At 40.7% G+C, this 21,804-nt stretch carries 23 protein-coding genes, 1 tRNA gene and 1 other annotated feature; of the genes, 7 read left to right on the top strand and 17 right to left on the bottom strand.

What is annotated here, in order from left to right; all coding sequences use genetic code 11:
* Positions 1–153: 153 nt before the first annotated feature.
* The 13 genes from EFB00_RS02480 to rplU form a co-directional block, all read right to left on the bottom strand.
* The gene (locus EFB00_RS02480) at positions 154–1,221 is read right to left on the bottom strand and encodes a M24 family metallopeptidase (RefSeq protein WP_206423456.1); all 1,068 of its coding nucleotides are present in this window, start codon (positions 1,219–1,221) and stop codon (positions 154–156) included.
* 120 nt (positions 1,222–1,341) lie between these two features.
* A complete protein-coding gene (locus EFB00_RS02485; protein ID WP_122645354.1) occupies positions 1,342–1,584 on the bottom strand; it encodes a GlsB/YeaQ/YmgE family stress response membrane protein in 243 nt (80 codons plus the stop codon).
* Between the two features lie 57 nt (positions 1,585–1,641).
* Positions 1,642–2,013 (bottom strand): DUF956 family protein, encoded by a 372-nt coding sequence (locus tag EFB00_RS02490; protein ID WP_122645355.1) that lies wholly within the window; start codon positions 2,011–2,013, stop codon positions 1,642–1,644.
* 134 nt (positions 2,014–2,147) lie between these two features.
* Positions 2,148–3,059, bottom strand: coding sequence for a PTS system mannose/fructose/sorbose family transporter subunit IID (locus EFB00_RS02495; RefSeq protein WP_122645356.1), 912 nt, complete (start codon positions 3,057–3,059; stop codon positions 2,148–2,150).
* A 20-nt stretch (positions 3,060–3,079) separates the two neighbouring features.
* The gene (locus EFB00_RS02500; RefSeq protein WP_122645357.1) at positions 3,080–3,883 is read right to left on the bottom strand and encodes a PTS mannose/fructose/sorbose transporter subunit IIC; all 804 of its coding nucleotides are present in this window, start codon (positions 3,881–3,883) and stop codon (positions 3,080–3,082) included.
* A 37-nt stretch (positions 3,884–3,920) separates the two neighbouring features.
* Positions 3,921–4,910, bottom strand: coding sequence for a mannose/fructose/sorbose PTS transporter subunit IIB (locus EFB00_RS02505; RefSeq protein WP_122645358.1), 990 nt, complete (start codon positions 4,908–4,910; stop codon positions 3,921–3,923).
* Between the two features lie 97 nt (positions 4,911–5,007).
* Entirely contained in the window at positions 5,008–5,499 is a 492-nt protein-coding gene (locus tag EFB00_RS02510) for a mannose/fructose/sorbose PTS transporter subunit IIB (RefSeq protein ID WP_206423485.1), read from the bottom strand.
* Between the two features lie 234 nt (positions 5,500–5,733).
* Positions 5,734–8,577: a sigma-54-dependent transcriptional regulator gene (locus EFB00_RS02515; RefSeq protein ID WP_122645360.1), complete on the bottom strand. Its 2,844-nt coding sequence runs from the start codon at positions 8,575–8,577 to the stop codon at positions 5,734–5,736.
* A gap of 479 nt (positions 8,578–9,056) precedes the next feature.
* Positions 9,057–9,608, bottom strand: coding sequence for a GNAT family N-acetyltransferase (locus EFB00_RS02520; protein WP_122645361.1), 552 nt, complete (start codon positions 9,606–9,608; stop codon positions 9,057–9,059).
* Positions 9,609–9,712: 104 nt separating this feature from the next.
* Entirely contained in the window at positions 9,713–10,597 is an 885-nt protein-coding gene (locus EFB00_RS02525; RefSeq protein ID WP_122645362.1) for a diacylglycerol/lipid kinase family protein, read from the bottom strand.
* 132 nt (positions 10,598–10,729) lie between these two features.
* Positions 10,730–11,023, bottom strand: coding sequence for a 50S ribosomal protein L27 (gene rpmA, locus EFB00_RS02530; RefSeq protein WP_048604848.1), 294 nt, complete (start codon positions 11,021–11,023; stop codon positions 10,730–10,732).
* Positions 11,024–11,038: 15 nt separating this feature from the next.
* Positions 11,039–11,380, bottom strand: coding sequence for a ribosomal-processing cysteine protease Prp (locus EFB00_RS02535; protein WP_122645363.1), 342 nt, complete (start codon positions 11,378–11,380; stop codon positions 11,039–11,041).
* A gap of 27 nt (positions 11,381–11,407) precedes the next feature.
* A complete protein-coding gene (rplU, locus tag EFB00_RS02540) occupies positions 11,408–11,716 on the bottom strand; it encodes a 50S ribosomal protein L21 (protein WP_122645364.1) in 309 nt (102 codons plus the stop codon).
* Positions 11,717–11,735: 19 nt separating this feature from the next.
* Positions 11,736–11,807, bottom strand: a sequence feature (ribosomal protein L21 leader region).
* A gap of 127 nt (positions 11,808–11,934) precedes the next feature.
* Between rplU and EFB00_RS02545 the strand changes: the two genes are divergently transcribed.
* The 5 genes from EFB00_RS02545 to EFB00_RS02565 all read left to right on the top strand — a co-directional run bounded on the left by EFB00_RS02545 (position 11,935) and on the right by EFB00_RS02565 (position 14,841).
* Positions 11,935–12,576, top strand: coding sequence for a uracil-DNA glycosylase (locus EFB00_RS02545; RefSeq protein WP_122645365.1), 642 nt, complete (start codon positions 11,935–11,937; stop codon positions 12,574–12,576).
* Positions 12,577–12,677: 101 nt separating this feature from the next.
* Positions 12,678–13,373, top strand: coding sequence for an O-methyltransferase (locus tag EFB00_RS02550; RefSeq protein WP_122645366.1), 696 nt, complete (start codon positions 12,678–12,680; stop codon positions 13,371–13,373).
* 144 nt (positions 13,374–13,517) lie between these two features.
* Positions 13,518–13,591: transfer RNA gene (locus EFB00_RS02555), tRNA-Arg, on the top strand.
* Positions 13,592–13,731: 140 nt separating this feature from the next.
* Complete coding sequence (locus EFB00_RS02560; protein WP_122645367.1) at positions 13,732–14,289, top strand: DUF3267 domain-containing protein; 558 nt, start codon at positions 13,732–13,734, stop codon at positions 14,287–14,289.
* A gap of 180 nt (positions 14,290–14,469) precedes the next feature.
* On the top strand, positions 14,470–14,841 hold the full coding sequence (locus EFB00_RS02565) for a hypothetical protein (RefSeq protein ID WP_122645368.1): 372 nt from the start codon (positions 14,470–14,472) through the stop codon (positions 14,839–14,841).
* A gap of 134 nt (positions 14,842–14,975) precedes the next feature.
* Here the strand turns inward: EFB00_RS02565 and EFB00_RS02570 are convergent, their stop codons facing one another.
* Entirely contained in the window at positions 14,976–15,245 is a 270-nt protein-coding gene (locus tag EFB00_RS02570; protein ID WP_122645369.1) for a hypothetical protein, read from the bottom strand.
* A gap of 131 nt (positions 15,246–15,376) precedes the next feature.
* Complete coding sequence (locus EFB00_RS02575) at positions 15,377–15,913, bottom strand: signal peptidase I (protein WP_241153390.1); 537 nt, start codon at positions 15,911–15,913, stop codon at positions 15,377–15,379.
* Positions 15,914–16,096: 183 nt separating this feature from the next.
* On the opposite strand from EFB00_RS02575, the gene EFB00_RS02580 reads away from it, so the two are divergent.
* Positions 16,097–17,932: an ATP-binding protein gene (locus EFB00_RS02580; RefSeq protein ID WP_122645371.1), complete on the top strand. Its 1,836-nt coding sequence runs from the start codon at positions 16,097–16,099 to the stop codon at positions 17,930–17,932.
* Positions 17,933–18,233: 301 nt separating this feature from the next.
* Positions 18,234–19,673, top strand: coding sequence for a proline--tRNA ligase (gene proS / locus EFB00_RS02585; protein ID WP_122645372.1), 1,440 nt, complete (start codon positions 18,234–18,236; stop codon positions 19,671–19,673).
* Between the two features lie 222 nt (positions 19,674–19,895).
* Here proS and EFB00_RS02590 read toward each other — a convergent pair whose 3' ends face one another.
* Together EFB00_RS02590 and EFB00_RS02595 are read right to left on the bottom strand one after the other, a co-directional pair.
* Positions 19,896–20,900 (bottom strand): lipoate--protein ligase, encoded by a 1,005-nt coding sequence (locus tag EFB00_RS02590; RefSeq protein ID WP_122645373.1) that lies wholly within the window; start codon positions 20,898–20,900, stop codon positions 19,896–19,898.
* Between the two features lie 12 nt (positions 20,901–20,912).
* Complete coding sequence (locus EFB00_RS02595; protein ID WP_122645374.1) at positions 20,913–21,653, bottom strand: MBL fold metallo-hydrolase; 741 nt, start codon at positions 21,651–21,653, stop codon at positions 20,913–20,915.
* Positions 21,654–21,804: the final 151 nt, after the last annotated feature.

Below are 21,804 nucleotides of genomic sequence, written 5' to 3' on the forward strand. Positions count from 1 at the left end.
TCCCTCTAATCTACTTACGATAGATTTATTATACGCCGTTTTAGGTTTCAGAAAATTTCATTTCTTCCCTTTTCTGTTCGACATATTTTGAAATTTTTCAGAAAACAAAAAGCAGTCCTCAAAAAACGAGGGCTGCTTCTTTCAGCTCATCTTTTATAAGATGATCAATTCTTTTGGTGAATGAGTCAAAACAGTGTTTCCTTCTGAAGTGATCAATAGATCGTCTTCGATCCGGACACCGCCGATTCCTGGCAAATAAATACCTGGTTCATCGGTGATCACGTTGCCTGGCACAAATTGTTTTTCCGCACGGAAGGAAACATTTGGACCTTCATGGATCTCCAGACCGATACCATGACCGGTAGAATGACCGAATGCTTCGCCGTAACCGGCAGCCGCGATATGATCTCTTGCTACTGCATCCAATTGGATCCCTGACATACCTGGTTTAGCCGCTTCGATCACTTTCAATTGCGCTTCTAGAACAACTTGATAGATTTCTTTTAATTTTTCGCCAGGATCTCCCACCGCAAAGGTCCGTGTCATATCAGAAACATAGCCTTTGTAGTAACAGCCGAAATCTAGCGTGATCAAATCTCCCTGTTCGATCACTTTGTCGCTGGCAACTCCGTGAGGCATCGCTGAACGCAAGCCGCTGGCAACGATCGTATCAAAAGAAACACTTGTCGCTCCTAATGAACGCATGAAGAAATCCAATTGATTGGCTACTTCGATTTCTGTCATTCCCGGACGGATCATCTTCAAGATATGATCAAAGCCTTGATCTGCAATGTGACATGCTTGTTGGATCAATGCGATCTCATCTTCGTCTTTTACTTCCCGCAGGTTTTCGATCAAACCGGAAACCGGAATCAGATCTGTTTCTTCAATGATTTCTTCCAATACGGAATATTCGGCAAAACTTACATGGCTTTCTTCAAACGCCAATGCGTTGATTTCTTCTTTAGCGCAAAGTGTTGCGACTTCTTCCAAGATCGGTCCGGTATTTTTCACGATCTCATAACCTTGCGCTTGCGCTGCGGCTTGTTCTGTATACCGAAAGTCAGTGACAAAAAAGGCTTTATCTAATGTGATCACTGCTAACCCTGTTGTTCCTGTGAAATTCGTAAGATAGCGCAGATTGTATGGACTTGTAACTAAAAAACCATCTACGTTTTCTTTTTTCATTGCTTCCCGCAATTTTTCAACTCGTAACATCATTCGATGATTCCCTCTTTCTATTTGTTTCTCTATCAGTATAACAAAATATTCAGAAAAGCGGAAAAATTCTTTTTCTATCTAAAAAAGAAGCTTCCTAAGAAACTTCCAAGATAGAACGATCTATTTATGAGAACGGCCAAAAAAGAAGGAGATCACTGCAACAAAAATGACAGCACCAAGGATAGAAGGTATAAGCGCCATACCTGCTACTTGCGGTCCCCATTCGCTGAACAGAGACTGTCCGATCATTGATCCTACCAGTCCTGCAATGATATCGAACAAACAACCTCGTTTCTCTCCAGTAATCATTCCGGCGATCGTTCCAATCAATGCGCCTACGATCAATGTCCATAAAAAGTGCATCTCTATTCCTCCCTTTTTTAATAGTTCTCTATTTTCTGTCTGAGAAAGCCGGTACCTTTATTTTTTTCGGCGAGCTTGAATCGAGCGTTTGATCACATCGAAGAACCCAAGAGAACGCACCATGCGATCTGGATCAACATACTCGCGAATCGCTCGCAATACTTTTTTTGGTTCTTTTGAAGCAAAGGTATACGTTCCGCTTTTTTTCGTTTGTATCGCATAACGCGGGATCCATTTTCCTTTGAACATGACCGATGCGATAACGTAATCGACTTCTTCCCAGGGAATCTGGATATACTTTCTAGTATCACGGCTATTGTAAAATTCGAAAGCTTGATCACCAATCATAATTTGACCATATTCGTTGACTCCCATAAATGACGTAGCGTCAATTGTAAGATCCACTGTTTTATTGAGTGATTGAACCATCCTATCTCCTCCATCCTGATTTTCATTTCTATTATACGATAAATCCAATCTTTTTACGATTTTCTGTCAAAAAGAAAGACTGGATCGCTGACGTTTTCCCGCAGCGATCCAGCCTGAATGAATTCTTTCGATTTTTATAACAAACCGATTACGTGTCCAACCACACCGACTACGAATAAGCCAAGAATGATGATGATTGGAGAAACTTTTTTCTTAAGAAGCCACATACATAACAATGTCAACAGCACAGCTGCTAATCCAGGGATCAATTGATCCAAGTTGTCTTGTAAAGTTGTTACTTTAACATTAGACAATGCTTTACCAGAAGCAACTTCTTGGAACGCTTGTTGCAATCCTTTGCTGCCTTGATCCAATTTGTCCCATTCAACATAAGCACCTTGATCCAGTTTCACTTCTGAAACTGTTGGCGCAAATTTGATGGATACCCAACGTTGAACCAATGCACCCAACACGAACATCCCTAAAATGGATGCACCTTTTGTTACATCTTGCAATAAACCGCCAGAAAGGTCATCTGTGATTTTAGAACCGGCTTTGTAACCAAATTCTTGAGTGTACCACATGAATGCCCAACGGATGATATTCCAAGCTACGAAGAAGATAATTGGTCCTAAAATGTTACCGGCTAACGCTAGAGAAGCACCTAATGCTCCAAGCATTGGACGAACAGTAAACCAGAAAACTGGGTCACCGACACCGGCCAAAGGTCCCATCATCCCAACTTTAACCCCTTGGATCGCTACATCATCAACTGGTGCACCATTAGCACGTTCTTCTTCAAGTGCTAAAGTAACCCCAAGGATTGGTGAAGCAATGTATGGGTGTGTATTGAAGAATTCCAAGTGGCGTTTCAACGCTGCGGAACGTTCTTCTTTTGTTTTGTATAATTTTTTGATTGCTGGGATCAATGAAAATGCCCAACCACCATTTTGCATCCGTTCATAGTTCCATGATCCTTGAATGAAGGTAGAACGCCATGCAACGGCTAAACGATCTTTTTTAGATAAAGTGATTTTTTCTGCCATTATTTTCTCCTCCTTCAAGATTAGTAGTCATTCAAAATGTCGCCTAGAGGGTCACCAGTATTGCTGCCTCCGCCGCCATTTGAAGAACCGCCCATTTTTGTCAAGTTCAAGTAGATCAATGCGATGGCAACAGCCAATGCACCTAATGCGATCAATGTTAATTGTGAAATTGCGGCAACTACGAAACCGATAACGAAGAATGGCCATACTTCTTTAGTAGCCATCATGTTGATAACCATTGCATAACCAACGGCTACGACCATGCCCCCGCCGATTGCCATTCCGTCTGTTAACCATGCAGGCATGGATTCCAATGCGGAACGAACTGTATCAGCTGGAATGAATAGCAATGCTGCTGCTGGAACGGCGATACGAACACCTTGCAAACAAACAGCGATGATGTGCCATAATTCTACTTTACGGTAGTTTCCTTCTTCTGCAGCTGCGTCCATGATGTGAACGATTGGCACAGCTACTGTACGTACGATCATAGTTAAGAACAAACCTGCAACGGCCAATGGGATAGCAAGAGCGATCGCTGAAGAAACGCCTTCTCTTCCTTGTCCACCTAAAACTAAAATAATTGCTGATGCAACAGATGCCAACGCAGCATCTGGTGCTACGGCAGCTCCGATATTTGCCCAACCTAATGCGATCATTTGTAATGATCCACCAAGGATGATACCTGCTTCTAAATTACCGGTCACTAAACCGATCAATGTACATGCCACTAGGGGTTGATGGAATTGGAATTCGTCTAAGATCCCTTCCATCCCTGCTAGAAAGGCAACTACAACGACTAAAATCATTGATATAATAGACATAATAGACCTCCTATTTGATTTAAATATATGGTGTCGCTTAAGCTTTCGCTAACTCTGATTTTGCTTTTTTAAGAATTTCGTCCATGTTGTCGCGAGAGTCATTTGGCACTTTACGTACATCAAACGAAACGCCTTTATCTTTCATTTCTTCAAATGCTTTCACATCTTCGTTACCCATTGACAACACCTTGCTTACAACAACTTTGCCGACAGAGTGCGCCATTGAACCGACATTGACTTCTTTGATATCAACGCCGCCGTTGATAGCCGCCAACATATCTTCAGGGTTTTCAAACAACAGCAATGCTTTCGTATTACCGAAACGCGGATCTTTAGCTACTTCGATCATTTTGCTGATTGGCACGACATTGGCTTTTACACCTGGAGGAGCAGCTTGTTCGATCAGTTTTTTACGCAGATCGTCTTTTGCTACAGCATCTGATACAACAATGATCCGGCTTGGTAAAACAGATTTTGTCCAAGCTGTCGCTACTTGTCCGTGAAGCAAACGTGAATCGATCCGTGCAAGAACGATCTTCAATTTACCGTCACCTAAGACAGTGCCTGGTGGGATCGCACCTTGAGGTTGTGCTTCTCCTGCAGCTGCTGGCGCCGCTGTTTTAGGTTCCAACTCTTCTGGCTTGATTCGTACCCCTTCTTTTGCTGTTTCAAGAATGTGGGCAGCGATTTCTTGCGCAGATTCCATTGAAAAACGAGATGCATAGGCTTCGATAACCATTGGCAAGTTCATGCCGGCAACGATTGCCCAAGTATCTTTGTGCTGTTCAAACAAATTGTTTGCTTGGTTGAACGGAGTTCCGCCCCATAGATCGACTAAGAATAATACTTCGTCTTGATTTTCGAAAGATGCGATTGCTTCTTCCATTTTTGCCTTCAAATCATCTGGACCTTCACTTGGCATCAACGTAACAGCTTTTACGTTTTCTTGTTCTCCAAAGATCATTGATCCGGATTGCAAGATGCCTTCAGCGAATTGTCCGTGACTTGCTAGGATAATTCCTACCATCTTTATACCTCCTATTTGTCTATTTTTTCCAATAGCAACGTGCAAAAATAATAACAACAATTATAATGGCTGTTTGCGCCACTGCTATTTTCCCCAACTACAACAACTTTTCCTTTTTCAACAGTTCGCTTAAGTAGACCTTTCGATCAGCTGGTACTTTGCGGATCTCTAATTCAATATTCTGCTCAGCCAGATATTTAAATGAACAAATATCCTGCGCATCCACCGAAATAAAATTAGTAATCATTTGTTTACCATCTGTATAACTCATTCCGCCAATGTTCACGGAAGTCAATTGGATGCCCCTTTTGACTAATTGAACGACATCTTGAGGATTGGTAAATAAAAGCATTACTTTTTGATCCTTGAATAAATCGTTATTGTAAATCTCAGACATTTTATCGACTGTGATCACATTCGATTTGATTCCTGGGGGTGCGGCTTCACTCAGCAAAAATTTTCTTAATTGATCCTTTGCTACCTCATCACTAATAACCAAGATACGATTGATTTTAGTCTGCTTGGACCAAGCAGTAGCTACCTGACCGTGGATCAAGCGATCATCAATACGCGCTAAACGTATATCGATGCCCATCACAAAACCTCCTACTTAACAACACTGCTGTAAATGACAATTTTATTCTTTGTCATTTACTTTGTTACTCACCTCCCGTATCATTTATATATAAGCAAGTATCGTGCCAACTTTTAAAACGATACACTACTTAATAATTCCTTAATTTATCAGCAAATAAAAAAATACACTAAAATAACACAGTGTATCTTTGTGTGCTGTTTCAGTGTATTATTTATTTATCCGTATCTATTTTTCTTCAGATAATAGTTGTTTCGCATGATGGGTTTTTAAAATTTCCATCAAATAGTATTCCTCTTCTAAAGGAATCTCCAATCTCAAAAAGCGTTCCAGTGATTGGACATGAAGATGAAGCCGTTGATAAAACTCATCTTGATACAGTTCTTCTAAAACGTTTTGTTCCACACTCAGGGGTTGTTCAAGCAGCACCCGCTCGATCATTCCTGCAGTGTGCAACGCTAAATTGATTTCCAATCCGTATTTATTTTCATTGAACCCCGCATCTTTAACGGTCTCTTCGACAAAATTCCAAATCGGACGAAATAGTTTTTGCGGATTGATATAGGTAAAGTTTTCCTGCATAAACTGGATAGCAGCTTCTGTTGCCTGCTTATCATCCAATTGGAGCTCTTCACCGTCAAAACTGCTATCTTTTTCCAATAAAATCTGATCCAAGATCGTCCCAACATCTTGCTCGATAAATCGATCGAGAGGAATAAACGGTGCGTTGATTTTCGGATCCACGATTCCAGTCGACGCGATCAGTTGATACTCTTTTTGGATCTTTGGTAGTTCACTTTTCAAATTCACTACTGAAAGAGGCAGAATATCCAATGAATGTTCTTGCTTTTTGGATAGCGAACGTTGAATGATTTCCTTGATACGTTGCGCTGTCCCTTCGCCTGATGCACAAATCGCCAAGATCGCCTGTTTCGTACGATGATCTTTTCTTTTGTCTGTCAGGACATGACCGTATCCTTGGAACTTCGTTAACGATTCATATAAACTATCCAGATCCGTTCCCAAGACGGAAGCCTTACGGACCGTTTCTAACACGATTGCTGTCGTCACCATATCGATCGTGCGCACCTCGATTCCGGTTTCCCGGATGATTTCTTCATTAAATGTAGCCAAAGAACCCATATCAACCAGCAGTATGACTCCACTATCTTCGTTCACTTGAACGACAGCCGATTTGATTTTATCTAATGCGACTTTCGGCGACATATCTAACGGCATATCGACAGCCGCAACTTGGTCGACTTCCAGAAGTTGCTGAACGACTTGAACCATACTGCTGGCAGTGCTGTGTCCATGAGCAGCTACTACGACACCGATTTTTCCTTCAGTCTGATGCGCTCGCAAAGAAATCAGCAGAACCGCTAAATAATACGCTTCGCTTTCAGGGATCGCGACTTCGAATGTTTCACCGATATAATTACGGATTTGTTGCGCCACACTGAACTCTTTAGGAAATCCTGCTACCATTTGGCGAATATTGTCATTAGTATGACGTTCCTCGCCATCATTGATTTTTTTCAAAAACGAACTGATATGTAAGCTCATCGCATAAACAAAATTTTGTTGGAACTCGTAGCCCAACTCTCGACGAACCACCCCATAAATTCGATTCGTTGCATCAATGATCTTTTGGTCGACAAATTCAGATAATTTGTTCTCAGCATTGAAAGAAAACCCATGATCTTTATAAAATGATTTCAGATGGATATTGATATCGGTGGAGATAAAATGATTGATCGCTTCTTGATCCAGTCCATCGGCTTTCAGCAAAGCGGCTTTGTCCCCGATAATATCGTATAAGTTATACGGCAATTCGTAAGAATCCGTTTGAATCTCCAAAAAATTCTCGTTAGGCGAGATAACGATCTTAGGTTCCAAGATTTTCGATAACTCCGCCAATGTTTCTCGACGATTGGCCAAAACGGACAGTCCCGACCGTATCCCTTCTGGCAGATCCGCCATCGTAATAGCGATTTCTTCATGCTGCATATGATTAAGAAATCCACGGGCGCAAACTAGCTGGATATTCGATTTCAATTGGCCGATATTCCCGTAACTGACACTGCCGATCAAAACCTTGATCACATCTTCTGTCAATGAAATTTTCCGTTGGATACGATTGGCTTCTTGCGCCACCATGATCTTGACCAGATCGATCTTTTCAGAAGCCGGCCGTTGTTCAAAAGAAGGCAATTGGATATTGATAGGGATTCGTCGAACAAAAGTCGCCAACAAAGAAGAACTAGGATCTTCTGTCGTAGCACCAACGATCCGAACATCCGCATGATGGTTTTTCCCAGTTTCTCCTAAACGACTGTAAGTACCGTGATCCATGAAATAAAAAATCATTTCTTGTCCTTCAGGCGGCAAACGATGGATCTCGTCTAAAAAGAGCATACTGCCGTCAGCTTGATCGATGATACCGACTTTTTCTTGATCCGCACCGGTAAATGCACCTTTGACATACCCAAACAAATGACTCATCAATAACTCAGGATTGTTGGCATAGTCAGCACAGTTGAAAACGATCAGGTCTTTATCTTCATCAACCACATGATTGCTTTTAGCAAATTGGAACATCACATGAGCAAAATACGTCTTCCCTGATCCAGTCGGTCCTGTAATCAAGCAGTTCAACCCTTTAGGCGGGTATAAAATCGCAGCTTTGGCTTGCTCTACCGCGTTTTTCATACTGCTGTTCGCCCCAACGATTCGCGTAAAAATATCCTGGGCGTTAATAGGCGGTTTGGCAAACTGATGAGAAGATTCTTTGGGTTGCGGATTCTCTTTATAGCTAGGAACTCGTTTTTTTACAGGGGTAGTATATATCGCTGTTTGTTTCACATAGCGCACCGGACGACCATCGATTTTTTTCAATCGCTGTTGTCTGACAAGCTCGTTCAGATCCTTACTGGCGTTCGTCCGTTGAATATCTAAAACTTCAGCAACTTCTTTTGTCGTAACGCCGCGATTCGCGTCAAGATCTAATTCAGAAAAAGAACCTGTCTGTTGTACAACATATTGATAGATCCGCTCGATTCTCTTCGTCATCCACAGTTACTCCCTTCTATAATGCCCTTCTAACATCAAAGTGTATCTAGTGTATCATTTTACATCATTTCTATTACTAGTCAAAATAATACGTTTAGTTTGCAATCTATCTTCAAATTAGACGTATATAAGTCCTTCAAAAGACAGATTGAGCATACAGTATTTACACAATCAGACAAACAGTATTCATGAGTGTATCACAATTTGGATCTTATGAAAGATTTTTTACATAATTTAAACTATTTCCTAAACGATAACTGTATCCAGTCGTCAAAAACAGACTGAACTTTTATTTTACGACTTCTTCGTCCGATAAATCAAATACTATTTTTGGCAATAGTAAGTATTGTATCTGAGTTATCTATTAACAACAAGATGACAAAACCGACAATCTATTTTGTGATCATCGGTTTTGTCATCTTATTTAATCATTGCGGCGTTCAACTATCGTTTCTTGCTGTCTACCTGTACTTTCACCCTTATTTAAGAGAATCATTCAATTCTGAAAAAGGAATAAAAGCCGCTTGTTTTTCTTGAGGTTTTGCGAGAGTTTTCTGAAGCCACAAAATATCGTACCACTTGTCGAACTTAAAACCCAGATGAGGAAAGCGAGCTACCAGTTGATAGTCTCTTTTTTCATGGAATCTTACGCTCTGATCGTTTCCTGCCGTGATACAAGCCGCAGCATTTACGATATTTTGTTTCGTCAACAATTCTTCTAGCGCTTGATAAAGCAGGGTACCAATTCCCATCGCACGGACAGATTGATCCACATAGACAGTGACTTCTGCTGTCCAATCGTAAGCAGTCCTTGTTTTATAAGGACCAGCATAGGCATAACCGACGACTGTTCCTTCTCCCGTTTCTGCTACAAGATAAGGATAACGCACAAGTGTTTGTTCGATCCGCTTTCGAAATTCTTCCAACTTAGGCACTTCATATTCAAAGGTGATCGCCGTTTCTTTTATATAAGGCGTGTAGATCGCTAATAACTTTTCCGCATCTTTTACTGTCGCTGTCCGTATTTTCATAAATGCTTCCTTCTTTAACTGATACTTTTGATTTTTCTCTATTTTACGAGAAGAATCATTCTTTGAGTAGCATTTTTTGAGATTTCTAAAAAATCCGCGCTGTTTTAGCAAAAAACTTCCAAATGAGCAGGAAGTAGTGTGAGATGAATCGGTAATTCTTCACCTTCATCACCATCGACATTTGTAGGAACTGTCTCCTCGCCTGCAACACTGATCTTTCCTTCAGTGAAAGTTTGGTATCCTACATTCGCATTTGTTTCTGAAATACCCTTTAATAAATCAGGAACAGCCTTGACTGTCTGCAAGAAGTTTTTGTCTTTCAGATAAATCAAATGCAGCAGATTGTCATCTACCTCAGCTTCCGGCAGAAGTTGTTCAAATCCCCCTACAGAATTGGTTAGACCGATAATCAGCGTACTGCTTTCGATGGTTTGCTTTTTTCCGTCCAATTCCAAATGAAATGTATGGCTATGATTGTCACCTAGTTGTTTGAACCCAGAAATAAAATAAGCCAACTTGCCGAATTTCGTTTTTTCTTCAGGCGTGACCTGATTGACAGCTTCCGGAATCACCCCAACTGCTACAACGTTCATGAAGTAGTGCTCATTGATCTTGCCAATGTCGATCTTTCTTGTTCGATCCAATGACAAAGATTCAACAGCTTCTTCCAAATCTAACGGAATTCCCAGCGCTCGTGCAAGATCATTGACGGTCCCCAACGGAAAGAAACCAAACTTTGGCGGGTTTTCTTCACCAGCCAAACCATTGATCGCCTCATTGACGGTTCCATCTCCCCCCATCGCAAATACACTGTCGAAACCGTCTTTTGCGGCTTTTTTCGCAAAATTAGTTGCATCACCGGCTTTTTCAGTATAGGTGATTTCGACTTCATCAAACAATTCTTCCAGTTTTTTTATTACCATTTCTTTATGAGTTTTCGCTTTTTCTCCGCCAGAACTCGGATTTACGATCAATAACGCTTTTGCCATCCTTCTTCCTCCTAAAGTTTCTTGTTATTATTTTAGTATAACAATCCAGAAAAAGAATGATAAGCAAGACGGTTTGACCCGCAAAAAAAGAAGCCTTATTTCCATAAGGCTTCTTACTGTTTATTGTGATTATTAAGCTTCTTGCGCTACTGGGTAGACAGATACTTGTTTTTTGTCGCGGCCTTTGCGTTCGAAACGAACAACGCCGTCAACTTTTGCAAATAATGTGTCATCGCCGCCGATGCCTACGTTCACACCTGGATAAATTTTAGTACCGCGTTGGCGATAAAGGATTGATCCGCCAGTAACAGTTTGACCGTCAGCACGTTTAGCTCCTAAACGTTTTGATTCTGAGTCACGGCCGTTAGAAGTAGAACCGCCACCTTTTTTGTGGGCGAAGAATTGCAGATTCATTTTCATCAACATGAGATGCACCTCCTATTAGTCTTTAATGGTTTTTATTTCGATATATTCGCTATTTTCTTCCTTGATGGATTGCAGCCCCAATAACAAATTCTCTAATAAGATCTGTTCGATATTGGTTTGCTCTTGAGTTAATCCGGAAACGACTTCCATACGAAGGTATCCACCTTCGCTTTCGTTCGCTTCTACAATCGGCTCAGTTCCCGCTAAAGCATGGATACCGTTAATCGCGCTGATCGCTAATGCAGATACGCCTGCACAGACGATGTCGCTGCCATAAGGTCCTGCTTCGGCATGTCCAGTCAATGTAAAAGAAACAATTTGACCAGAGTCATTTCGTTTGAATGTCCCTTTGATCATATTATGCGACCTTCTCTTTCGCAAAAATTATGCATTGATAGCATCGATAACCACTTTTGTATATGGTTGACGATGACCTTGTTTACGGTGAGAATGTTTTTTAGGTTTGTATTTGAAAGTAACGACTTTCTTTTGTTTGCCGTGTTTTTCAACAGTTCCTTCAACAGTTGCTCCCGCTACAGTTGGCGCGCCAACTTTCGTTGTTTCGCCGCCTACTAGGATCACTTCGTCGAAAGTAACTTTTTCACCTGCTTCAACGTCTAATTTTTCAACGTAGATTGCTTGGCCTACTTCGACTTTTACTTGTTTACCGCCAGTTTTGATAATTGCGTACATGCTTAACAGCACCTCCTTATAATATACTTAGACTCGCCATCCCAAGTGACTTGCGTGCTTAAAAACTTGTTCTGAGCGGTTGTAGCTGTGGAGTCCACAATTACAACAAGAATACTTTAACAGAAAATGAAAGCAACGTCAATTTATTTCGCGTAGTTTTCATTTTTATTTTGCAAAAGAACCACGTATACTAAAAACAGAAAGCGAGGAATGTCTATATGGAATATCCTGAATCTTTAGTGTCTGAAGTCCGCCAACGTTCGATTGGCTTTAAATTAGAAGGATTTGTCCCAGGTCAAGGACCTGCACGCCCTAAAATGATGATCATCGGTGAAGCTCCAGGGCGAAAAGAGGTCACAAATTTCATTCCTTTCAGCGGACAAGCTGGGGTTGAGCTAATGAACTGTTTGGAAAGTGTCGGTCTTTCCCGTTCAGATGTCTACATTACCAGCGCTGTCCGCAGCCGCCCGTATTCTGTTAAAGAACGGATCAACAAACGAACCGGCGAAACAGAGATCACGACCCCGAATCGGACTCCGACTGCACGGGAAATTTTTGCTCATGCGCCCATTTTAGATTACGAGATCGAAAATGTATCAACTCCTTTGATCGCTACAGTCGGCAACATCGGTTTGCAGCGCTTGCTAGGCAAAGACTATACGATCACTTCGTTTCACGGGCAAATCATCCAGCATCCGATCCAACGGTTAAACGCTTCTCACGATGCCTATATCTGGACGGAAGAAAGCTATATGATCATCCCTCTTTATCACCCGGCAGCGATTTTTTATAATCGCAAACTGCAACCGGTCATTGAAGCAGATTGGCAAAATGTCGGAAAGGTTCTGTCTTCTTTCTAAATTGCAGTTGTCCTAAATTTGACCTGTTGATTGGTCAAACCAACGAAAAAGAATTGCGGTTATTCCCTTCTCTCCGCTATAATGGCAAAGAGGTGAAACTTGTGAAAAATGAAATGATGCATCGGCCGATCGTTAAAGAAGAGCTTGTAAACTTTATGCGTACGAAACAAAAACAATTACCCGGCGAATTAGGCGCAATCGAAGCTGAAGCCAATCAAGAGGGAGTACCGATCATCCCTCATGAAACTGTTGTGTTCCTCCAATTTTTGATGGGACAGCTGAAACCAAAAAATATCTTAGAGATCGGAGCTGCGATCGGTTTTTCTTCAAGTCTGATGGCATGTTCTATTGCAGAAGACGGTCATGTGACTACGATTGATCGCTTCGATGTGATGATCGAAAAAGCAAAAAAAACATATCAGCGGTTGGGTTTAGAAAAAAAAGTGACACTTTTGGAAGGACAAGCTTCCGATATTTTGCCTGAATTGTCTGGTCCATATGATTTTATTTTTATGGACAGTGCTAAAGCAAAATATATCGAGTTTTTACCGGAATGTTTGCGGCTTTTGAAAAAAGGTGGTGTCCTGATGGTAGACGATGTGTTCCAAGCAGGAACGATCCTTGATCCAATCGAAGAGATCCCACGAAAAAACCGTTCGATCCATCGCAAGTTGAATCAGTTTTTGGACGTGGTCATGACTCATCCTGATCTTTCTTCCAGTTTAGTGCCATTAGGTGATGGCCTGATTCTGATCACGAAAGAAAAGGAAAACGTGTCGATCGACTCTAAAGAATAAATAAATTTTAGAAATAGTTTGACTTTTATAAAGATCTTCCGCTAATCTCGGCAAGGTCTTTATAAAAGAAAAAACGCACAAAACAGCGAAAATCAATTGACATTACGTGTCGGCTTTTTTATAATTGGTTTTGTTGCTGAAACTGTCATAGTAGCTCAGCTGGATAGAGCATCCGCCTTCTAAGCGGACGGTCGGGGGTTCGAATCCCTCCTGTGACGTAAATAATTATTGATGTGCCTAATGAAAAGCTTCGCATGAGCTTTTCATTAGGTTTTTTTTTACATTTAGTTATCTATTCTTTGTAAAACTGATATAATGCTGTTACATATTGCTGAATACCTTGGAGGCGGTAAAACCTATGCGATTACTGAAAAGCATCAACTTAATCGATGATAAAAAACAAATAAAAAAATTGAACATAGCATCTATTTTTTTATTGATCCTATTTTTTAATCTATTTACATTTGTGACATTATTATTCAATTCGCCTCAAACAGTGGAACTTCGTCTGTCGAATCTCTTTTGGGGTAGTCTCTCTCTTATCCTGATACTTGTCATCCACGTGTTGATTCATGGATTTTTCTTCAAAATATTTAATACAGAAGGAAAAGTCAAATTTGGTTTTAAGAACGGCCTAGCATACGCAACAAGCCCTAATTCTTTTTATTCTAAGGGTAAATTTCTCATCATCCTATTAGCCCCTTTCGCACTTATCACTATCACTTTATTTATTTTATATTTGTTAGGAGTCGCTTCTTCCCATGCCTTTGTGTGGTTAGCATCCCTCCATGCCTCTAGTTGTGTGGGTGATTTCTATTTTAGTTCATTGATAGTAAACCTCCCTTCCGAAAGCTATATTGAGGATACAGAAAAAGGAATAAATTTTTACCTGAATAAAGAAAAGCACAGCATGTAAAGTCTGTGCTTTTTTGAGACGATATATTCAGCATTTTTCATGGAAAATCTCTCCAAATACCGTTGTCAATCATTGCTAATTCACTTTTTCAAAAAACACTCCATTAACATTTGCAAACGCTTCAACAAAGGGATAAGATATGCTCATAAAATCTATCAAAGATAACGAGGTGGCAGTAGTATGTTCAAGAAGAAAAAGGAACCTGAGATCCTAGATGATATTTGGGGCAGAGCGCCAATGGAATTATACGAAAAATTGGGCACACCGATTCAACGAGCGGAAAATAAATTTAAACTGACTGTTGATGGAAAGCTGATCCACGATTATTTTGTGGGGTTCAGCAGCGCAAAACCGGATATTCGCGGCCACAGAGATTTATTGCAGTCAGCTGAATGGATCAATTATGGCACGAAGCTTTATCGGATCAATACTGTCTACGTCAGCAACGAGATAGAAAAGTTAGTGGCGGAAGAATTTGATATAAAGATTGGGGAAGACTTTTTCGTTTCCAATACATTCTTCGATCCCCGTTTCCCTCATTTTTCCTTCTAGATCACGCTGTCACTTCTCTACAAGAACTTATTTGATCGGATGTTCTTTATATCGTAAGTAGTAAAAAACCCAAAAGCCTTCTGCTTTTGGGTTTTCAATACTATGAACAAATCCGCTTGTCCAGAATAACCATATTATTCCGGTGTTCCTACGATTTTGATATATTCATCGATATTTTTAATCGACATATGTTTGATCACTAGTTGTTCGCGTTTGTTCCATTTCCCGCTTACTTCCAGAATATATTTATTCAAAGGAAGGCGTAAAACATACTTTGCAAGATAACGATCTTTGATAATACAATTCACAATCTTGCCGTCTGTTTTCAACTGAATCCCTGTCAACATCATGGGTTTTTCTTGAAACACATGGGTATTGACTAGCAGACCGCGATACGTTTCCATCTTTTTAACATCCCTTCTACCTTGGAAAGACTCCATTATAAACCATAACTTTTCAATTCGCTACCATATACAGATAATTCGACAACAAAAAGCTATACTTTCATTGTATACAGAGTCTAGGGATAGTCAAATCAGAATGTCTTTTCCGAAGAATCTGACCGGATTCTTGTCCGTCTGGCTTTTGAGGGAAACTGTTCCACCATCATCCAAATAGTAATGAACGTTAAAAAACCGGCAAAGATCCAAAAAACAAAAATTGCGATATTTACTACCCGTCTTGAAAAGAAATGCCCAATATAAGGGAAATGCAAAACTGGTTGACCAATCAAATTGCGGCTGCTCACCAACCCCAACTCCATTTGTTCCGACGCATCACCTTTCGTATAAAAGATCTCCTCACCTTCTTTTGCTACAACCCGCCTCGTTTTGATTTTTTCTCCTTGATTAACGTAATAAGTAATGACATCTCCCACCAAGATTTCTTCTGAATCTTCACTTCTGACAAAGATCAAACTGCCATTAGGATATGACGGCGCCATTGCATCATCTTGTGTGATCACAAATCTCATACCCAATAAATGGGGCAGCAAAACGATTGCCAATGAAATCGTCATAAAAAAAATCAATCCGATCGAAATCGTGATCCCCATTCGACTAAACCGTTTCAACTAACCACCCCCGCTCATCATTCTCTTCTTTTTTTCTAATCATATAATTTATAAATTAATTTATCAACAATTTCGCATGTTATTTAAAAAGTTCGCTAATTTCTAAACAAACGTTATCACAACCTATTGACTTACTTACAAAATTCCAATACTCTAAAATAAAAAATAAAGGATTATTATTTTATGGATACTATTAATAATGAGAATAAAAGGAGAAAAAATTTACAGATTTGGCTTCCGTATCTTTTGACGATCGGTGTTTTTTTATTAGTCACTGCCTTTTATATCAGAGCGATTATCGCTCCTTTTTCTAATTCCCAGATGGCTGAGTTATCCGACACATGGGTCTACTATTCAGAAGATGATCCAGACACCGTTTTTAAAAGCAAGTATCTGCAACGTTTGCCGAATGTCGCATCTAACGAAGTCATGGTGATGGAACGGAAGATGACAGAAAAGCCGGCTCATCCGGAACTCTTGATTCAAGGAGATCATCAGTGGATCGCTGTTTATCTTGATGATGAACAAGTTTATAGTCACACAGAAAGCGACACCCATTCATTAAACGGCAAAAATCCCGGAAAGATCCTGACAGAACTGCAAATGCCAAAAGAATATGCCGGGAAAACATTGCGGATCAAAATATCAAGTCCTTATCAACAATATGCCGGGCTGCCGCCGCGGGTCTTTATTGGTGAAGCGGATTCTTTAATGGCATTTGTATTTTCCGTTTCATTGACACAAATTTTGATCCTCATTTTAGCAGTCACTTTAGGAATCACTATCTTGATTTACGTGGGTCACAGGTTATGGAAAAAAAGACAGCTTCAGCCGGAATTATTTTTATTCGGTTGTTTTTCCATCACTGTCGGGTTAGAGTCAGCAGCTGGCGATATCGTCAGCGGTCTGCTTTTTAGTCCTCTTATCAACTCAACGCTTGCCAATGTCTGTGCTACTTTCATCCCGCTGTTTTTAGTTTCATATTATTGCCTGCGTATGACCGTCGCCAAGCGGTACTATCTTATGTGGATCATTCCTCAGATTTGCATCAGTTTTATAGTCTTAGGCGTTGCTACATTTACTAACCGAGATTTGCCAGAACTCATGTCCATCATCGACATACTGAACGTCTTTGGTACTCTTGCGACTTCTTTAGCCTGTATTATCGAAGCAACCCACAAAAACCGTTTTTTTGTAGTCTGTGCGCCTTGGATCGTTTTGATCGCGATCGCCCATTGCTTCTTATATATCAGTTCAGTGGTCGGTTCCGTCAAATCTACTATCAATTGGGCTGGCTTGTTCTTCATCGTCATCATGATCGTGATCACAGTCTATACAGTGATCGAATTTATCAGTACCACTGAGAAAAGCAAACAACAGGTAAATTTCCTAGAAGTAAAGACAGAACTACTGGAAGAAAACCGCAACACCCTGATCAATCATTTACAAGAAATAAAGAAACTTCGTACTGAATTCAAAAAAAACCTACTAACGTTGCAGCAACTGAATCTGGAAGAAAAAAATGATGAAGTCGATAAACACCTCCATGAATTATTGGCAGATACACAAACCTTCGAAGGATTGCAAACTTTTTCCGAACACGCGCTAACCAATCTGCTATTAGCCCGCTATAAAAAATTAGCAAAACAAAAAAGTATCACTACAGATTTCCAAGTCAACCTGCCTGAAAAGCTGGCAGTATCTGACGCAGATTTGACACAACTTTTTGTTCATCTTTTTGAGCACGCCTTCCGGGAAACGTATGCCATCAACGATCCGCAAAAACGCAAGATCATTTTAAAGATTCAATATGAAGAGAATGCTTTGTCAATTGATTGCGAGCATACCGCTCATTATCACGAAAATATCTTTGATAAAGGGATCACTATTGATATTCCTGAAAAAGAAACCTTCGATCTGTTAATGATCGAATCAGTCGTTGCTAAATACTCAGGATCATTGAACAAATATCAAAATGAGAAAATCGATCGGCTTGAGATTCGTCTCACTTCTGAATAAAGTCCTAGCCCTCAACAAAAAATTTTACTTGCATTTTTTTCAGTTGCCTTTTACTATGAAAGGTAGATTGGAAAAGTAATGATCAGGATGGTCCAAGAGAGTCAAACAATTGCTGAGAGTTTGACACCCGCTCCGATTATGAACCTGCCGATCAATAAAGCTGAACAGCTGGGTTGAAGCCCTTATCCTTTTTGAGCTGGACCGGCACAAGGCTGGTCAACAAAGGTGGTACCGCGAGATCCAAGCATTTCGTCCTTTTTGAGGATGGAATGCTTTTTTATTTTTAAAAGGAGGAACATACATGAGCAACGAACAAAAAAATGATTTTACAGAATGGTATGTACAGACGATCCAAAAAGCTGAATTGATGGCTTATTCGCCAGTCAAAGGTTCCATCATTTTCCGTCCCGACGGCTATGAACTTTGGGAACATATCCAAGAAGAATTCAACAAATTTTTACGCAGTGAAGGGATCCGAAATGCCTACTTCCCAATGCTGATCCCTCAAAGCTTCTTTATGAAAGAAGCTGATCATATCGAAGGATTCGCACCAGAACTACCTTGGGTCACAGAAGTCGGTAATGAAAAACTAGAAGAACCTTTAGCTTTGCGTCCTACTTCAGAAACAATGATTGGATCAGCTTTTTCTGACTGGATCAATTCTTACCGTGATCTGCCTTATGAAATCAATCAATGGGCCAACGTTTTTCGTTGGGAAAAGAAAACTCTGCCATTTTTACGAACATCTGAATTTTTATGGCAAGAAGGCCACACTGCCCACGAAAATGAAGAACAAGCCCGCGAACGTACCATGAAGATTTTGGATGAATACGCCCGCCTTTGTGAAGAATTCTTAGCGATCCCTGTCTACAAAGGTCAAAAGACACCTTCTGAACGTTTTGCCGGTGCGGTAGATACCTACTCTATCGAAGCCATGATGAAAGACGGCAAAGCAGTCCAAGCCGGAACTTCTCATTATCTCGGTACAAAATTTGCGGAAGCTTTTGATATCACTTATTTGACCAAAGAAAACAAACACACTCATGTGCATACGACTTCATGGGGTGTATCGACACGTTTGTTGGGTTCATTGATCATGACTCATGGTGATGAAAATGGTCTGGTCTTCCCACCAACTGTCGCACCAACACAAATCGTTCTGATGCCAGTAGGTCCTTGGAAGAAAAATCCAGCCATCTTGGAAAAATTAAAAGCACTGTTTGCCGAATTCAAAGCAGCAGGTTATCGTGTGCGCTTGGATGACACCGACAATTCCCCTGGCTATAAATTCAACGAATGGGAATTAAAAGGCGCCTGCTTGCGGATCGAGTGCGGACCTCGCGACTTGGAAAACGGTCATGTGATGGTCAAAGCTCGCGATCTGTCAGAAAAAGAAGCAGTTAAATTCGAAGACCTGTCAGACTTCGTGAAAACACAATTGGCAGAAATGCCAAAACGTTTGCTAGAAGCCGCTCGTGAACGGAATCGTGAAAACGAGCATTTCGATATCGATACGTTGGATGAATTGAAAGCCCACATCGAGCGTTGCAAAGAAGAAGACAAAGTTACCGGATTTGTATTGATCGGTTGGGATGGTACGGAAGAAACCGAAGCCAAGATCAAAGAAGAAACCGGCTTTACGACCCGCAATATCCCATTTGCACCGCCAATGGAAAAATCCGTGGACATTGTCAGCGGCAAACCGGCAAAATACACGGTTTGGATCGCCAGAGCTTACTAAAAATTAAGATACTCTGATGCTCCACTGATACGAAACACCGCAAAATTCAGTACAAGTAAATACCCAAAGGTCAGCACAAACTCTTGAGGACTAAATTTCTCAAAATATACGCGGCTGATCTTCGGGTATTTTTTTCATACTCGTCACAAAAACCCGTCATGCAAGATACGCGTACAACGTCTTGCATGACGGGTTTTTGATAAATCATTTTTTCATATCCGATCAGTAGATCAATTCCAACAAATCTTCTGCTTCGATATTCCCGAAGTATTTTTTCACATCGATTTTTGCGATGGCGTCAGCTAGATCATTTTTTTCATAACGTACACCAATCAAAGCTTGTTCCACATCCGCGATATCCCCTAATCCAAAGAAATCGCCAAAAATTTTCGCTTCTGAAATTTTGCCGTTTTCGACATTTAAACGAACATCGATAGAACCAATTGGGAATCGTTTCCGGCGTTCGATCTCAAATTCAGGTGATTTTCCATAGTTCCAGTCCCAGTTTCGATAATATTGATTTGATATTTGATCGACTTTTACCCAATCTTCATCCGTCAGTTCGTAGGTCTTCACTTGGTCCACAGAATCGACACCGAAAATCTTCAAGAGAATTTCTTGACGGAATTCTTCAGTTGTCATGTCTTGTTTGTCTTTTGGTAAAAATGGTTTGATATTTGTCACCCGAGAACGGATCGACTTGATCCCTTTTGACTCGATCTTGTCTTTGCGGACTTTCAATGCTTTCACGACTTCATTGATATCACTGTCGAACATGATGGTACCGTGGGCAAACATCCGTCCATTTGTCGCGTACATCGCATTGCCGGAAAACTTCATGTCATCGATCACTAGGTCGTTACGGCCTTTCAGCTGTGCGCCTTCTACGCCCATTTCATGCAGCGCTTGAATGATAGGTTTCGTTAATTTTTCAAAATCCCGAAATGAATTCCCGTCATCCGGCATGATAAAACTGAAATTCAAATTACCAAAATCATGGTAAACAGCGCCACCGCCACTGAAACGACGGATCACATGGATTCCTTTTTCATCCACGTACTCCTTGTTGATCTCTTCAATGGTGTTTTGATTGCGTCCAATGATGATGGATGGTTCATTGATGTAGAATAAAAGGATTGGTTCATCCACTTGCATCTCCTGCAATAAAAAGACTTCGATGGCAAGGTTGATTCTTGGGTCATTGTTTTCGTTTGGTACAAACAGCACAGTTTCTTCCTCCTAGATCTCGAATGTTTTTCCCACTTCAGCAAGTTCCACCGGCAGCTGATGATCAGCGGCGGCTTCCGCTTCCGCTTTTAACTTTTGCAAATCTCCATGTTGCGGCAAGTGAGTCAACACCAGTTTTTTTGTATTGGCTTTTTTGGCGAGTTCTCCCGATTCTTTGGAAGTAAAATGCGCTTTATGTCTTTCGTTGCCGGCAAATAAATACGTATCTGCTAAAAACAGATCCGCGTCTTTCGCAAATTCTTGAAAATCCTCTAAATATCCAGAGTCGCCGGTGAATACAAAAACTTTACCTGTACTATTTTCAACAAAACGCATCGCGTAGCAAACAACCGGATGTATCGTCTTCATAAATGTAACAGAAAACGGTCCCAATTCCAACTGTTTCGTTTCAAAATATGGTCGTCCTTCCGTCACACCCGGAAGTGTCAGATCATTAAAATGGAATTCATCCAATGTATGTCCATAAATCGGCAGCAACGGCTTTTCTTCCGTTGTTGGATACAGTTGCCAATAATATTGCAGTACACCAAGATCCGCGATATGGTCATGATGGTAATGGGAAAGGATCACCGCATCAAGTTTTAATGGGTCAATGATCTTTTCTAATTGGACCAATGTCGTACTTCCCGCATCCAGCAACAAATGAAAGCCGCCAGATTCTAACAAATAGCCGGTCGTTCCCTGTCCTTTGTAAGGATACGCGCCTAAACAGCCTAAAACCGTTAATTTCATTAATAAACACACCTTCCTTTTTTCTTTATGCTAGCACAAAAACAGTTTTGTGACATAAAGAAAAACATCCGAACGTCAGCTTTTTCTGATCAGCTTGTCAACGCGAAAGCGATGGCAACTTGACAATCCTCAGAAAATACCGTGTCGGATG

This window comes from Enterococcus mediterraneensis (assembly GCF_900604485.1).
Classification (GTDB): Bacteria; Bacillota; Bacilli; order Lactobacillales; family Enterococcaceae; genus Enterococcus_C; species Enterococcus_C mediterraneensis.